This window comes from Bradyrhizobium xenonodulans (assembly GCF_027594865.1).
GTDB lineage: Bacteria > Pseudomonadota > Alphaproteobacteria > Rhizobiales > Xanthobacteraceae > Bradyrhizobium > Bradyrhizobium xenonodulans.
Map to the genome: position 1 here is coordinate 1,725,804 of NZ_CP089391.1, position 14,705 is coordinate 1,740,508.

At 65.0% G+C, this 14,705-nt stretch carries 15 protein-coding genes; 11 read left to right on the forward strand and 4 right to left on the reverse strand.

Features of this window, described 5'->3' with window-relative positions; all coding sequences use genetic code 11:
* Positions 1-210: 210 nt before the first annotated feature.
* Complete coding sequence (locus I3J27_RS08075; protein WP_270167508.1) at positions 211-1,353, reverse strand: alpha/beta hydrolase family protein; 1,143 nt, start codon at positions 1,351-1,353, stop codon at positions 211-213.
* Positions 1,354-1,498: 145 nt separating this feature from the next.
* Between I3J27_RS08075 and pgm the strand changes: the two genes are divergently transcribed.
* The 4 genes from pgm to I3J27_RS08095 all read left to right on the forward strand — a co-directional run bounded on the left by pgm (position 1,499) and on the right by I3J27_RS08095 (position 6,267).
* Entirely contained in the window at positions 1,499-3,145 is a 1,647-nt protein-coding gene (gene pgm, locus I3J27_RS08080) for a phosphoglucomutase (alpha-D-glucose-1,6-bisphosphate-dependent) (RefSeq protein ID WP_270167510.1), read from the forward strand.
* 330 nt (positions 3,146-3,475) lie between these two features.
* Positions 3,476-4,510 (forward strand): aromatic ring-hydroxylating dioxygenase subunit alpha, encoded by a 1,035-nt coding sequence (locus I3J27_RS08085; RefSeq protein ID WP_370691967.1) that lies wholly within the window; start codon positions 3,476-3,478, stop codon positions 4,508-4,510.
* A gap of 5 nt (positions 4,511-4,515) precedes the next feature.
* Positions 4,516-5,277 carry a GntR family transcriptional regulator gene (locus tag I3J27_RS08090; protein ID WP_270167514.1) on the forward strand — a complete coding sequence of 254 codons (762 nt, stop codon included), beginning with the start codon at positions 4,516-4,518 and terminating at the stop codon, positions 5,275-5,277.
* A gap of 9 nt (positions 5,278-5,286) precedes the next feature.
* Positions 5,287-6,267, forward strand: a complete 981-nt coding sequence (locus tag I3J27_RS08095) for a PDR/VanB family oxidoreductase (RefSeq protein WP_270167516.1) — start codon at positions 5,287-5,289, stop codon at positions 6,265-6,267.
* Between the two features lie 143 nt (positions 6,268-6,410).
* On the opposite strand, the gene I3J27_RS08100 is transcribed toward I3J27_RS08095, so the two are convergent.
* Complete coding sequence (locus I3J27_RS08100; RefSeq protein WP_270167518.1) at positions 6,411-8,372, reverse strand: putative bifunctional diguanylate cyclase/phosphodiesterase; 1,962 nt, start codon at positions 8,370-8,372, stop codon at positions 6,411-6,413.
* An 18-nt stretch (positions 8,373-8,390) separates the two neighbouring features.
* On the opposite strand from I3J27_RS08100, the gene I3J27_RS08105 reads away from it, so the two are divergent.
* From I3J27_RS08105 to I3J27_RS08115, 3 genes are all read left to right on the forward strand, one after another.
* Complete coding sequence (locus I3J27_RS08105) at positions 8,391-8,573, forward strand: hypothetical protein (RefSeq protein ID WP_270167520.1); 183 nt, start codon at positions 8,391-8,393, stop codon at positions 8,571-8,573.
* 145 nt (positions 8,574-8,718) lie between these two features.
* Positions 8,719-9,024 carry a hypothetical protein gene (locus tag I3J27_RS08110; RefSeq protein WP_270167522.1) on the forward strand — a complete coding sequence of 102 codons (306 nt, stop codon included), beginning with the start codon at positions 8,719-8,721 and terminating at the stop codon, positions 9,022-9,024.
* Positions 9,025-9,048: 24 nt separating this feature from the next.
* On the forward strand, positions 9,049-9,306 hold the full coding sequence (locus tag I3J27_RS08115; RefSeq protein ID WP_270167524.1) for a hypothetical protein: 258 nt from the start codon (positions 9,049-9,051) through the stop codon (positions 9,304-9,306).
* A gap of 6 nt (positions 9,307-9,312) precedes the next feature.
* Here the strand turns inward: I3J27_RS08115 and I3J27_RS08120 are convergent, their stop codons facing one another.
* Complete coding sequence (locus tag I3J27_RS08120) at positions 9,313-9,678, reverse strand: nuclear transport factor 2 family protein (protein WP_270167526.1); 366 nt, start codon at positions 9,676-9,678, stop codon at positions 9,313-9,315.
* Between the two features lie 97 nt (positions 9,679-9,775).
* Between I3J27_RS08120 and I3J27_RS08125 the strand changes: the two genes are divergently transcribed.
* From I3J27_RS08125 to hemC, 3 genes are read left to right on the forward strand one after another with little or no spacing between them, the layout of a single operon-like run.
* Positions 9,776-10,366: a TetR/AcrR family transcriptional regulator gene (locus I3J27_RS08125; RefSeq protein ID WP_270167528.1), complete on the forward strand. Its 591-nt coding sequence runs from the start codon at positions 9,776-9,778 to the stop codon at positions 10,364-10,366.
* Between the two features lie 53 nt (positions 10,367-10,419).
* The gene (locus I3J27_RS08130; RefSeq protein WP_270167530.1) at positions 10,420-12,045 is read left to right on the forward strand and encodes a GMC family oxidoreductase; all 1,626 of its coding nucleotides are present in this window, start codon (positions 10,420-10,422) and stop codon (positions 12,043-12,045) included.
* Positions 12,046-12,071: 26 nt separating this feature from the next.
* On the forward strand, positions 12,072-13,052 hold the full coding sequence (hemC, locus tag I3J27_RS08135; protein ID WP_270167533.1) for a hydroxymethylbilane synthase: 981 nt from the start codon (positions 12,072-12,074) through the stop codon (positions 13,050-13,052).
* Between the two features lie 171 nt (positions 13,053-13,223).
* Here hemC and hemE read toward each other — a convergent pair whose 3' ends face one another.
* Complete coding sequence (gene hemE / locus I3J27_RS08140; RefSeq protein WP_270167535.1) at positions 13,224-14,258, reverse strand: uroporphyrinogen decarboxylase; 1,035 nt, start codon at positions 14,256-14,258, stop codon at positions 13,224-13,226.
* A 111-nt stretch (positions 14,259-14,369) separates the two neighbouring features.
* Here hemE and I3J27_RS08145 point away from each other — a divergent pair, with 111 nt between their 5' ends.
* On the forward strand, positions 14,370-14,585 hold the full coding sequence (locus tag I3J27_RS08145; RefSeq protein WP_270167537.1) for a hypothetical protein: 216 nt from the start codon (positions 14,370-14,372) through the stop codon (positions 14,583-14,585).
* The last annotated feature ends 120 nt before the right edge of the window (positions 14,586-14,705 follow it).

Genomic DNA, 14,705 nt, shown 5'->3' on the forward strand with positions numbered 1-14,705 from the left:
TATCGCCCCGCGTGGAGCATACCGATGCAGGGAAACAGATCGCGTTTATGGAGCGAGGAGGAGGATGAGCGCCTCCTCGCGCTGGATGAGAAAAACGAGCCCCCGAAGCGCATTTCGATTCTTCTGGGGCGAAGCGAACGCGCGGTCGCGTTGCGATTGAAGGAGTTGGACCGAAGGCGCCGGAGAGGCTCTGGTCGCCCATAGCCGCGCCTATCGCGCGCGGGAGCTCTGGTCGGTCGAGGTTTGCCGCAGCGTCCCGGCCAGCCGGTCATCGACCGCATAGAGCGTGCAGGTCGGCGACCATTTCATGCAGGCGCTGAGCGAATCGCGTTGGGCGTCGTCGGCCGTGGTCCGCCCCGAACGCCAGCCGTAACCGCCGCTGGGCGACACCGCAAACGCCTTGTGCGGCATCGTGCTGGCGAGATAGCGCGAGAATTCGGCGCGCGCGGTCGCGTTGAGCTGGCCCGGCGGCGGCAGCGGATCGGGCGGGCTCAGGATGTCGTGGCCGAGCCCGCGCTCGCGCAGGAAGGCGTCGAGATACGGCGTCCATTGCGGGCGGCCGACCACCGAATAGAGATAGTGGCCGTCATCGCCGTAAGGCGGCGCTGCGATGAATTTCGCGTTGCCGCCATTGCCGCGAAACCCGTCGTAGAGACGTCGGGCGAGATCGGGGCCAAAGAACGAGTCATTGGTCGCGTAGACCCACAGCATCGGTACGCGCGAGGTCTTGCCGAATGTCGCAAAGGCCTGCGCCAGCCCATCCTCATTGCAGACGTCGTCGTCATCGCGCGAACCGCGGCCGCCGGCAAAGCTGATCGCGGCGACGAGACCGGACGGCGCCTGCGCCGTCAGCGCGACGGTGGCGAGCCCGCCGGCGGAATGGCCGGCCGCGATCATGCCCGACGTCGTGACGTCGGCCCTGCGCCCCATCGCGTCGATCGCCGCGCGCAAATCCGCCACCGCGATCGCCGCGGCCGGCAAATAAGCGGCATTCGCGCAAGCCCCGACGCTGTCGACGCGCCCGCCGGGCGAGGTGCCGTAGCCGCGCCGCATCACGATCAGCGCAGCAAAGCCGCGCCGGGCATATTCCAGGGCGATGCCGTAATATTTGTGCGCCGACATGGTCGCGCGATCGTCGAACTTGCGCGGCGAGCCGTGACTGAGCAGCGCGAGCGGATAGCGCTTCGTCCCCGCCGGGCGAACCAGGAATGCCTCCAGCCCCTCCGGCCCGGCCTCCGCCATCGGGATGCGCAGGTCTTCGGTGTAGAATTCGGCGGCCATCGCATGGGGTACGATGCCAACCGTCGCAAGCCAGGCAATCAAAAGAACCAAGAGCCTGTGAAACAGCGTCATGCCCCGACTCGAAAAGCCCCGATTTGAAAGACCATAGCATGATCTCCGGAACGGCCAGCGGGTTGCGCGTGTTGTGCCCTTGGCGGGAGCCCGGCCGATGCTATGCTGCTCTGCAATCTCTGGACGACAGAACGAGGATATTTCAGTGGCTGATGTTCATCCCGCGGCGGGCAAGCAGGCTTCGCCGGACGCGCTCACCAACATTCCGCGGCTGGTCACGGCCTATTTCGCCGGCAAGCCCGATGTCGGCGATCCCGCGCAGCGGGTGGCGTTCGGCACCTCGGGCCATCGCGGCACCTCGTTCAAGAACAGCTTCAACGAGGGCCATATCCTGGCGACCACGCAGGCCATTTGCGACTACCGGCAAGAAAAGGGCCTGACCGGTCCGCTCTTCATCGGCATCGACACCCATGCGCTGGCCGAGCCGGCGCTGGTCAGCGCGGTCGAGGTGTTCGCGGCCAACGGCGTCGACATCATGATCGACAAGGACGGCGGCTACACGCCGACGCCTGTCATCTCGCACGCGATCCTCACCTACAACAAGGGACGCACATCGGGTCTGGCCGACGGCGTCGTCGTCACGCCCTCGCACAATCCCCCCGAGGACGGCGGCTACAAATACAATCCGCCGCATGGCGGGCCCGCCGACACTGATGCGACCTCCGTCGTCGAGAAGCGCGCCAACGCCTATCTTGCCGAGGGCCTCAAGGGCGTGAAGCGCATCGACTACGCCAGGGCGCTGAAATCATCGACCGTCCACGCTTACGACTACATCACGCCCTACGTCGCCGATCTCGGCAACGTCGTCGATCTCGACCTCGTCAAATCCGCCGGCATCAATATCGGCATCGATCCGCTCGGCGGCGCGGCCGTGCATTACTGGCATCCGATCATCGCGCGTTACGGCCTCAAGGCCACGGTCGTGAACGAGGCGATCGATCCGACCTTCCGCTTCATGACGGTCGACTGGGACGGCAAGATCCGCATGGATTGCTCCTCGCCCTATGCAATGGCGAGCCTGATCGCGATGCGCGACCGTTTCGACGTTGCGTTTGCCAACGACACCGACGCCGACCGCCACGGCATCGTCACGCGTACCGGCGGCCTGATGAATCCGAACCATTATCTGGCGACCGCGATCTCCTATCTGTTCGCGCACCGTCCGAACTGGGGCAAGGATGCCGCGATCGGCAAGACCGTGGTGTCGAGCTCGATCATCGACCGCGTCGCCAAGAAGCTCGGCCGCAGGCTGGTGGAGACGCCGGTCGGCTTCAAATGGTTCGTCGACGGCCTCGTGAGTGGCGGCTTTGGCTTCGGCGGCGAGGAGAGTGCAGGGGCCTCGTTCCTGCGCCGCGACGGCACGGTGTGGACCACCGACAAGGACGGCATCATCCTCGGCCTGCTCGCCGCCGAGATCATGGCCAGGACCGGCCGCGACCCGAGCCAGCTGTTCAATGACCTCACGGCCGAGTTCGGCGTGCCCCATTACGCGCGCATCGACGTCGCCGCCACCGGGCCGCAGAAGAACATCCTCAAATCCGTCACGCCCGAGCAGCTCGGCCTGAAGGACCTCGCCGGTGATCCCGTTCGCTCAACCCTGAGCAAGGCGCCCGGCAACGGCCAGCCCTTTGGCGGCATCAAGGTCGAGACCGATCTCGGCTGGTTCGCCGCGCGGCCCTCGGGCACCGAGGACGTCTACAAGATCTACGCAGAAAGCTTCCGCAGCACAGAGCACCTGAAGCGGATTCAGGAAGAGGCCCAGGCCGGGCTGGCGAAGGTGTTTGGGGCGTAACTCTCGCTCCGGCGGCAGTGCTCTCCCTCTCCCGCTTGCGGGGGACGGCAGGGGTGGGGGTCTCTCCGCGGTGGGACTGTTCGAGGCCTACTGAGAGAATCTCTGGGCGGAGAAAGCCCCCACCCGGCGCTATGCGCCGACCTCCCCCGCAAGCGGGAGAGGTGACCGAGTTCGCGAAAGCGTCCGATTTCTGCGATGTCTGTATACAGCATGTTGGATAGAGGTATTATAATACACAACTTTCGCTCTTGAACGATTCTATCTCTCAGCTATTGTATACATAACGCATACATAAGCCTTGGGAGATCGCCGGTGACAAAACCCTTCCCGATGAATGCCTGGTACGCCGCCGCCTGGGACGCTGACGTCAAGCCCGCGCTGTTGCCGCGGACAATCTGCGGCAAGCATGTCGTGATGTACCGCAAGGCCGACGGCTCGGTGGCCGCGCTGGAGGATGCCTGCTGGCACCGGCTGGTGCCGCTGTCCAAGGGCCGGCTCGAAGGCGACACCGTCGTCTGCGGCTATCACGGCCTGAAATACAACGCGCAGGGGCGCTGCACCTTCATGCCCTCGCAGGAGACCATCAACCCGTCGGCCTGCATCCGCGCCTATCCCGTGGTCGAACGCCACCGCTACATCTGGCTCTGGATGGGCGATCCCGCGCTGGCCGATCCCGCGCTCGTCCCTGACATGCACTGGAATCACGATCCGGCCTGGGCGGGTGACGGCAAGACCATCCACGTCAATTGCGACTACCGCCTCGTGCTCGACAACCTCATGGACCTCACCCACGAGACCTTCGTGCACGGCTCCTCCATCGGCAACGAGGCGGTCGCGGAAGCGCCGTTCGACGTCACCCATGGCGAGAAGACGGTCACGGTGACGCGCTGGATGCGCGGCATCGAGCCGCCGCCGTTCTGGGCGAAACAGCTCGGCAAGCCCGGCCTCGTCGACCGCTGGCAGATCATCCGCTTCGAGGCCCCGTGCACCATCGCGATCGACGTCGGCGTCGCGCCAACCGGCACCGGCGCGCCGGAAGGCGACCGCTCGCAGGGCGTCAACGGTTTCGTCCTCAACACGATCACGCCCGAGACCGAGAAGACCTGCCATTATTTCTGGGCCTTCGTGCGCAACTATCAGATCGGCGAGCAGCGCATCACCACGGAGATCCGCGACGGCGTCTCCGGCATCTTCCACGAGGACGAGCTGATCCTCGAAGCGCAGCAGCGCGCGATGGACGAGAACCCCGATCGCATCTTCTACAACCTCAACATCGACGCCGGCGCGATGTGGACGCGCAAGCTGATCGACAGGATGGTGGCGAAGGAAAACCCGCCGCCGCAGCATCTCCAGGCCGCGGAGTAGGGCAAGTGAAAGCAGCGCCCGAGCGTGAGGTCGATCGCTCCGTCTCGCAGACCGTGAAGGCGCAGCTCGCGCTACGCGACCAGATCCTGTCGGGCGCCTTGCGTCCCGGCGAGCGCATCTCCGAGCTGCAGGCGGTGGAGACCACCGGCGCCTCACGCACCCCGGTGCGTATGGCGCTGGTGCGGCTGGAGGAGGAGGGCCTCTTGGAGGCGATCCCCTCCGGCGGCTTCATGGTGAAGGCGTTTTCCGAGCGCGACATCTCCGATTCCATCGAGCTGCGCGGCACGCTGGAAGGGCTCGCCGCACGCTTCGCGGCCGAGCGCGGCGTTTCCGCGCGCGAGCTCGAGCCACTGAAGGAGTGCTTGGCTGCGATCGACGAATTGCTGCGGCAGGTGCCGATCTCGATCGAGGCGTTCTCGTCCTATGTCGCGCTGAACGCGCGCTTCCACGCGCTGCTGACGGAATTGTCGCGCAGCCCGCCGCTGATCCGGCAGATCGACCGCGCCTCGGCGCTGCCGTTTGCGTCCCCAAGCGGCTTCGTGATGGCGCAATCGGCGCTGCCCGAGGCGCAGCAAATCCTGATCATCGGCCAGGAGCATCATCGCGTCGTCATCGACGCGATCGAGAACCGCGAAGGCGCGCGCGCCGAAGCCGTGATGCGCGAGCATGCGCGGCTCGCGGTGCGAAACCTGCGGCTCGCGCTGCGCAACCGGACCCATCTCGACCTCTTGCCGGCGCTCGCGCTGATCAAGACCGCAACCGACTAGGGGAGTGCCATGCGCTTCATCGAAACCTGGATCCCGGCGACGCTGGTGTCGACGCGGGATCTCGCTCCCGGCATCCGCGAATTCCTGATCCGCCCCGATCGGTTCGACGGCGCGGCCTATCCGGTCGGCAGCCATATCAATGTCAGCGTGACCATCGACGGGCAGCCGGAGACGCGGTCCTATTCGCTGGTCGGCGAAGCCACCTCGGCTGGCTTGAAGATCGCGGTGCGCCGTGCCGAGGATTCCCGCGGCGGCTCGCGCTACATGTGGTCATTGCAGCCGGGCGCGCGGCTCGACATCACCCAGCCCGCCTCGCTGCTCGCGGTCGATTGGGCCCGACAAAATTATTGCCTGATCGCCGGCGGCATCGGCATCACGCCGATCCTCGGCGCCGCGCAGGCGCTGGCGCGACGCGGTGCCAATGTCGCGCTGCATTACGCCGTGCGCTCGCGTGGCGAAGCCGCCTATCTCGATGACCTCGCCGGGATGCTCGGTGATCGCCTGATCGTCCATGCCAGTGACGAAGGCCGGCGGCTCGATCTCGACGCGGTGTTTGCCTCATTGCCGCAAGGCGCGCTGGCGCTGTTCTGCGGCCCGATGCGGATGCTGGACGCCGCGCGCCACGCCTGGATCGGCGCCGGCCATCCGCTCCCCGATCTGCGCTACGAGACTTTCGGCTCCAGCGGCACACTCCCGACCGAGACGTTCCGGGTGCGGCTGAAGGATTCGAATGTCGAGCTCGAAGTTCCGCGCGAGCGGTCGATGCTCGACGTGCTCAATGCCAGCGGCCACGACGTGATGTACGATTGCAAGCGCGGCGAATGCGGCCTCTGCGCCATCGACGTGGTCGAGGTCGACGGCGAGATCGACCATCGCGACGTCTTCTTCAGTGATCATCAGAAGCAGAGCAACCAGAAGATCTGCGCCTGCGTCTCCCGTGCGAGGGGGACGATCACGGTGGATACGTTGCTGCGGGCGGATGCGGTTTGAGGCGGCTATTCGGCCTTCATGGTTCGAGACGCGCCTTCGGCGCTCCTCACCATGAGGGTCTAACATTCGGGCCGAAAAACAAGTCCTCATCCTGAGGAGCCCGCGAAAGGCGGGCGTCTCGAAGGATGGCCGCACCAAAAGAATTACGCCGCGAAGGTCGCTCGAATCTTCTTCGCGTCCAGCAGCGCCAGCACGCCATCGGCCGATACCGGCCGGCTGATCAGATAGCCCTGCGCTTCGTCGCAACTGAACTGGCGCAGATATTCGAGCTGGTCGGCGGTCTCAACGCCTTCGGCGACCACGCCGATATCGAGGTCGCGCGCCAGCGAGATCACCGACTTCACGATCGCGGCGCAGTCGGGCTGCACCAGCATGTCGCGGATGAAGGACTGGTCGATCTTGATGCGGCTGAACGGCAGCTTGCGCAAGTAAGTGAGCGAAGAGAAGCCGGTGCCGAAATCGTCCAGCGCCACCGTGACGCCGAGCTCAAGCAGCGCGTTCAGGATCGAGGCGGCGGAGCCGTATTTCGACAGCAGCATCGATTCCGTGATCTCGATCTCGAGCCGGTGCGGGGCGACCTTGGCGTCGCTGAGCGCCTGCACGATGGTCTGGAGGATGCCGGTGTTGTGAAACTGCGCCGCGGAGAAATTCACGGCGACCCTGATGTCCTCGGGCCAGTCCGAAAGCGTGGCGCAGGCGCGCCGGATCACCCATTCGCCGATCTCGTGGATCAGCCCGGTTTCCTCGGCGATCGGGATGAACTCGCTCGGCGGCACCAGTCCGCGCGTGGGGTGCTGCCAGCGCAGCAGGGCCTCGAAGCCGGTGATGCGGCTCTCGCCGAGATCGAGGAACGGCTGGAAGACGAGGAACAGCTCGTCGCGCGCGATGGCGCCTTCGAGGTCGGCTTGCAGCGTCTTGCGATCGCGTGAGATCCTGTCGTCGCTGGCCTCGAAGAAGCAAACCGTGCCCGGACCTGTCTTCTTGGCGCGATAGAGCGCGGCGTCGGCGTTCTTCATGATGTCGAGTTGCGTGGTGCCGTCGCGCGGCGCCAATACAATGCCGACACTGGTCGCGCCGACGATCTGGCGGCTCTCGATCTGGAACGGCTCGGCGAAGGCCGCGACGAAGCGCTCGGCGATATCGAGCGCATCCTCGGGACGCGCGAGATTGGCCATCACCAGCGCGAACTCGTCGCCGCCGATGCGCGCGACATGCTCGGCCGCGCGCGTGCAGCGTTGCAGGCGGTTCGCGACCTGGACCAGGAATTCGTCGCCGGCGGGATGTCCGAACTTGTCGTTGACCTCCTTGAAGCGGTCGAGGTCGAGCAGCAGCACGGCGAATTCCTCGCCCGATAGCGTCAGCCGCTTCAGCGCGGCATCGAGCGTCTCGTTGAAGGCGAAGCGGTTGGGCAACAGCGTGAGCGGATCCTGCCGGACCGTGCGCTCCGCTTCGATCTGCCGGATCACGCGCCGCGCAAACGTGAACGAATTGACGAACACCGCGCGCAACAGCACGCTGCCGTAGACCACCACCAGGATGGCCATCAGCACATAGGCGGGATCGCCGTCGCGGCCGAGGCAGATGGCGATGCCGACGAAGATGGGAGCGGTAAAGGCAATCGCTGCAATCGGGATCGTGGCGAAAGCCAGTGCGCCGCCCGCCAGCATACCCGAGCAGAGGCAGGTGATGACGAGCTGGCCGCCGGTCGCTGCGTTGGCGAAGAAGGCGACAGGAACGATGCCCCAGGCGGCGCCGAGGATGAAGGCGTTGCGCACCAGCCGGTGCATGGCCCGTCGCGAGACGAATTGCGGCTTGGTGATGCGGCGCGAGGCGTGGGATTGCAGGCCGAACGCGATCGCGGCGGCGGCCACGATCACGGCCCAGGCCAGTGCAAGTTTCCAGTCCGGCGAGTGCCACAGCGCGACGGCGAGCACGGCGGCGTTGCAGGCATTGGCCAGCATGATGCCGACCGAATAGCCGAGCACCTGTGACATCTGATCGGCACGGATATGGCCGGCGACGGCTTCGTCGGTTGCGGGACCGCCAAAGGCCGACAGATCGCCGGCGAACAGCCGCGCGACATAGCTGGTCAGTTGAGTCCGCATTCGAGAGCCTGCAGCAGCATGGGCCGTTTGTCCGGCTCGATCCGGAGAATTCGCCGCAAACCTTTGACGAACTATGAATTATCCCTGTTTGCGGCGGTCGGCGTGACCACTTCTGCGTGTTCAAATCGCGATATCGATAACAAATCGATACAAATGCGCGGTGTGGCGTTCTTCATGATCCGCACTTCGCTCGGTGCGTGAGCCCACGACATTGTTTGTTGGGCCGGATCGGCGGGAGCCGGCGCCGGCCCGCCGTGTTGCGGCGCAGCTACGGAACAACGTTACATCTGCGAAATTCACGGAACGAAGTCTGTCGGCAATCTTTCTCGGCCTCTAGGAGGTGCCCATGACTTCTCACACCATCGACACTTCTCACACCATCGACGGCGCATGTGCATTCGCTTGGCGGAACTACCTGCTGCTCCACAGCGGCATCAGCGAGAACGACAACAGGCGTTCCGCGCTCTATCGCTACGTCACCGACCTCCGCCATACCGGCGAGGACAGTTTCGATGTCTTGCAGATAGCGGCGGTCGCCTACTTGAAGAAACTGGACGAACTGCATGACGACCGATGTGCGAGACTCGCGGCAGATCAGGTTTTGGCCGAGCGTTTGGAATCACGCGGTGCGCAGCCGACACTTAGGTCATGACACCAGACCAAAGGAGCGAACGACATGGCAGACAGGAACATGGCAGACCAGGCCGGTAACGCAGATCGTTTCGCGCGCAATCCCCAAGGGAGCATCACCGCTGCGACGGCAATCGGCATGAACGCCTTGAAGCCCATCATGAGCTTCCAGATCTCAATGCTGAGGATGTGGGCGGATAGTATCGAGAGGTTCGCGGGCAAATACGACAAGGGATTGGAGGAAACCACGATCTCTGGAGACGAACGGCCAGATGAGCGGTCAGGCAAGGAACGCGCTGCGTAACTTGCTTCAGCGTCCCAGTTGCTTCGGGTCGTAGTAGAAGCGCTCCTCGATCAACTGGTCGCCCCGCCAGGTCTGCCACGCGATCTCATCGAGCGTCCGCGTGGCGCCTTCCGCATTGGTGAAGCTGAACTTCCAGCGCGTCGTGACATGATCGCCCTCGATCAGGCTCGGCCCGATGCGGACGGCCTTGACCTCCCTGGAGGCTGCGAGTACGCCGCGCTCCTTGGCGACGAGCTTGTCGCGCCCCACCGTCGGGGCAGCGTTGTTCTCATAGGTCGCGGCGTCGGGCGTGTAGAATTGTTCGATCGCCCCGACGAAATCTCCGTCCTCCAGCCGCTTGGCAAAAGCTTCGACGACATCACGGCTCGGCATGGCGCACCTCATTAAAACCGACTGATAGTCGGTAAATACCGACCGATGGTCGAAAAGTCAACTGGCCGTGCGGGCTCGCTTGGATTAGACGAGACACATGGCGAAGCAGGCGGAACGGCGGGCGGCAACGACGGAAGCGATCCTGACTGCGGCGCGCCGCCTGTTCGGCACGCAAGGCTTCGCCGCCACCACGATGGACGGGATCGCGGAAAGTGCCGGCATCGCCAAAGGCGCGGTCTATCATCACTTCAAGACCAAGGAGGCGGTGTTCGAAGCCGTGTTCGACCAGGTCTCCCGCGACCTGGTCGCCGAGATCGACAGCACCGCGCGCGCCGAGAAGGACGTGCTCGCCGCGATGGTCGCCGGCACGCAGCATTACTTTGCCGCGACCGCCAAGGGCCCGACCGGCCAGATCATTCTGCGTGACGGCCCCGCCGTGCTCGGCTGGGAGCGCTGGCGCGAGATCGACGCGCAGCATTTCGGCGGTAAGCTGCCGCGTGCGATTGCGGCGGCGATGGAAGCCGGCCTGATCGCGCGGCAGCCGGTCGAGCCGCTGGCGCGGCTGCTGCTCGGCGCGGTGACGGAGGCCGCGGTCGCCTGCGCCGGCCGCGCCGATATCGCAAGGGCAGGCGGGGAATATGCCCGTGCGTTCAGGTCACTGGTCGAGGCGCTGCGCCTCAAGCCATGATTGTGCTAGTGACGAACCGGAAACGCCCACACCAACAAGAAGAACAATAGCGCATGAACGCAAACTCCTCCCTCACGCCGTCAGATCCCGAGTTCGACTACATCATCGTCGGCGCCGGCTCCGCCGGCTGCGTGCTCGCCAACAGGCTGTCGGCGAACGGCAAGCACAGCGTGCTGCTGCTCGAGGCCGGGCCGAAGGATTCCAACATCTGGATCCACGTGCCGCTCGGTTACGGAAAGCTGTTCAAGGAGAGGACCGTCAACTGGATGTACCAGACCGAGCCGGAGCCCGAGCTGAAGGGGCGGCAGGTGTTCCAGCCGCGCGGCAAGACGCTGGGCGGATCGAGCTCGATCAACGGCCTGCTCTACGTGCGCGGCCAGCACGAGGACTACGATCGCTGGCGTCAGCACGGCAACGCCGGCTGGGGCTATGACGACGTGCTGCCCTATTTCAAGAAGGCCGAGAACCAGTCGCGCGGCGCCGATCAATATCACGGCAGCGGTGGGCCACTGCCGGTCTCCAACATGGTGGTGACCGATCCGCTGTCGAAGGCCTTCATCGATGCCGCCGTCGAGACCGGGCTGCCCTACAATCCCGATTTCAACGGCGCGACGCAGGAAGGCGTCGGCCTGTTCCAGACCACGACACGCAACGGCCGCCGCGCCTCGACCTCGGTGGCTTATCTCGGTCCCGCGAAGACCCGCAGCAATCTCAAGGTCGAGACCGAGGCGCTCGGCCAGCGCGTGCTGTTCGAGGGCCGCCGCGCCGTCGGCGTCGAATACCGGCAAGGCGCAACCGTGCGCCGCGCCCGGGCGCGCAGGGAGATCGTGCTGTCGAGCGGCGCCTACAACTCGCCGCAGCTCTTGCAGCTCTCCGGTGTCGGTCCCGCCGATCTCCTGCGCAAGCATGGCATCGACGTCGTGCTCGATGCGCAGGGTGTCGGCCACGATCTGCAGGACCATATGCAGGTCCGCATCGTGATGCGTTGCTCGCAGAAGATCACGCTCAACGACACTGTCAATCATCCGCTCCGCCGCACGCTCGCCGGCGCGCGCTATGCGCTGTTCCGGAAGGGCTGGCTGACGATCGCGGCCGGCACGGCGGGCGCGTTCTTCAAGACCAATCCGCGGCTGGCTTCGCCCGACATCCAGGTCCATTTTCTGCCGTTCTCGACCGACAAGATGGGCGAGAAGCTGCATGATTTCTCCGGCTTCACGGTGTCGGTGTGCCAGCTTCGTCCCGAAAGCCGCGGGACCTTGCGCATCCGGAGTGCGGACCCGACCGTGCCGCCGGAGATTCGCATCAACTACATGTCGACCGAGACCGACCGCACCACCAACGTCGAGGGCCTCAAGATCCTGCGCGGGATCTTGAATGCGCCGGCGCTGAAGCCGTTTGTGGTCAGCGAGTACGATCCCGGGGCGAAGGTATCCACGGATGCGGAGCTACTGGATTATTGCCGCGAGCGGGGCAGCACCATCTACCATCCGACCTCGACCTGTCGTATGGGCAATGACGCACTCGCGGTGGTGGACCAGCGGCTGAAGGTGAGGGGGCTCGAAGGCCTTCGTGTCGTCGACGGTTCGATCATGCCGGACCTCATGTCGGGGAACACGAATGCGCCGATCATCATGATCGCCGAAAAGGCCTCCGACATGATATTGGATGATGCGCGGTAGGCCGCGCGTATCGAAAGGACAAGAGCTTGGCTACGCGACTGAAGATCGGCACCCGCAAGAGCGCGATGGCGCTGGCACAGACGGAAGAGATCGCGCGCCGCCTGACCGCCGCCGTGCCCGGTCTCGACGTCGAGATCGTCAAGTTCGACACCACGGGCGATCTCGACCAGACCAGCAAGCTGTTGCCGCATGGCGGCAAGGGTGGCGCCTTCGTGGTGCAGATCCGTGCCGCCGTGCTGTCGGGTGAATTGCAGGCGGCGATGCATTCGCTGAAGGACATGCCGGGCAACGAGGACACCCCCGGCCTCGTCATCGGCGCCACGCTGTCGCGCGATCCGGCCAATGATGCGCTGGTGCTGCGCGAGGGCGTCACGCTGGAAGCACTGCGCCAGTCGTGCGGCAAGGGTTTCAAGATCGGCACCAACGCGGTCCGCCGCGCCGCTTATGCGCGGCGGCTATTTCCAGAGGTGGAGGTGATCCACTTTCGCGGCGCGGCCGATACGCGCGTGCGAAAACTCGACAATGGCGAGAAACAGCGCTTGCCGGATGGCGGTGCGGTGGGGCCAGCCGACGCGCTGATCATGGCGCGCTCGGGTCTCGACCGCGTCGGCCTGTCCCATCGCATTGGCTACGAGTTCACCGCGGCGGAGATGCTGCCCGCGGCCGGGCAGGGCATCGTCGCCGTCGAATGCGCGGCGCAGGACTGGCAGACGCGGCAAATCCTGTCATCGATCGACGATCCCGCCGCGCACGCCTCTGCCGATGCCGAGCGCGAGGTGCTGTGGGTGCTGAATGGCCACTGCAATTCGCCTGTCGCCGGCTTCTCGACCATCGCCGGCGATCAGATGTCGCTCACCGCGTCCGTGCTCGACCTCTCCGGCAACACCATCATCGAAGCCTCACGCGAAGGGCCAGCTAACCGTCCGCGCGAACTTGGCCGTGCAGTGGGACTGGATCTGCTGACGAAGGGGGCCGCCGAGATCATCGAGCGCAGCCGGCCGCGCTAAGCCTGCCCGCGAGATCACATCCGGCCATTCTACAATTCTGCGCCTGTTTTGCCCGACGTGTCAAAGCGCGTGGGTCGCACCATGCCGGCCCAGATGTTTCAATGACTTGGCTACTGTGCATGGGGTTGTTTTCGCGGTTTTGTTTTTCCGCTCCGCCAGGAGCGAAAAAAATCACCCCCGCACGCGCTTGATCATCTGCTCGACATGCGCGATCGGCGTTTCCGGCTGGATGCCGTGGCCGAGATTGAAGATGAACCGCCCTTGCGAAAAATTCGCCAGCACGTTGTCGACCGCGCGATCGAGCGCAGCACCGCCCGTGATCAGCGCCAGCGGATCGAGATTGCCCTGCACGGCGACCTTGCTCTGCACGCGCTCACGGATGAAGGCCGGCTCCGCGGTCCAGTCGATGCTGACGGCATTGACGCCGGTCGCCTCGACGTAACCGGGCAGCTGTGCACCGGCGCCGCGGGGAAAGCCGATGATCTTCGCATCCGGCACAATGGCACGCACGCCTTCGACGATGCGCCGCGTCGGCTCGGTTGACCAGCGCGCGAATTCGACAGGCGGCAGCACGCCCGCCCAGGTGTCGAATATCTGCAAGACATTGGCGCCGGCCGCGAGCTGCAGCAGGAGATACTGAATCGAGTTCTCGACCAGTACATCGATGATCTCTGCGAACGCCTCCGGATGCCGGTACGCCATCATCCGCGCCGGCGCCTGGTCGGGTGTGCCGTGGCCGGCGACCATGTAGGTCGCAACCGTCCACGGTGCGCCACAGAAGCCGATCAGCGCGGTCTTGGGATCGAGCGCATTGCGCACGAGCTTGAGGGCCTCGAACACCGGCAAGAGCTTGCCGAAATCGGCGCGAGGGGCGAGCGTCGCGACCTTGGCGGGATCATCCAGCGGCTCCAGCCGCGGACCTTCGCCGACCTCGAAGCGCACCGAGCGGCCGAGCGCGTAGGGGATTACCAGGATGTCGGAGAAGATGATCGCCGCATCGAAGCCGAACCTTCGGATCGGCTGCAGCGTCACCTCGGCGGCGAGCTCCGGATTGAAGCACAGATCGAGGAAGCCGCCGGCCTTGGCGCGCACCTCGCGATATTCCGGCAGATAGCGGCCGGCCTGCCGCATCATCCACATGGGCGGGACGGATTGTCGCTGGCCGGAGAGCACGTCGATGAAGGGCTTTGTCGCAGATTGGGGCACGAACGATCCTGATGCAGGTTTGAGGTTCCTGATACACCGCCGAGGGCCGAAGCGGAACAGGGGAACCAGGGCAAATGCGCCGCGTTGACCAGCCAATGGAGGAGGAATTCCATGGCCCAGACATTCAATCCCGCGCCGCATGACAAGCACGCCGACGATCTGCGCGACGCGCTGGCGGCCGATCGCCACACCAAGCTCGATACCGGGCTGGAAGATAGCTTTCCCGCCTCCGATCCCGTGAGCGCCGCGCAGCCGACGCCGTCGAAGGCCGATGCTGACGCTGACAATCCCTCGCTCTGGGAGAAGGTCAAGGCGATCTTCAGCTAGGGCACCGCCGGTTTCCGATAGGATCGCTAACGCATTGTTAGCGATCCGGTGACGCGTCAGTCCGTAGGAGTACGGGAAAACCCGCACATCCCTGCGAATGTCGACAAGCGTTTCAGGGTT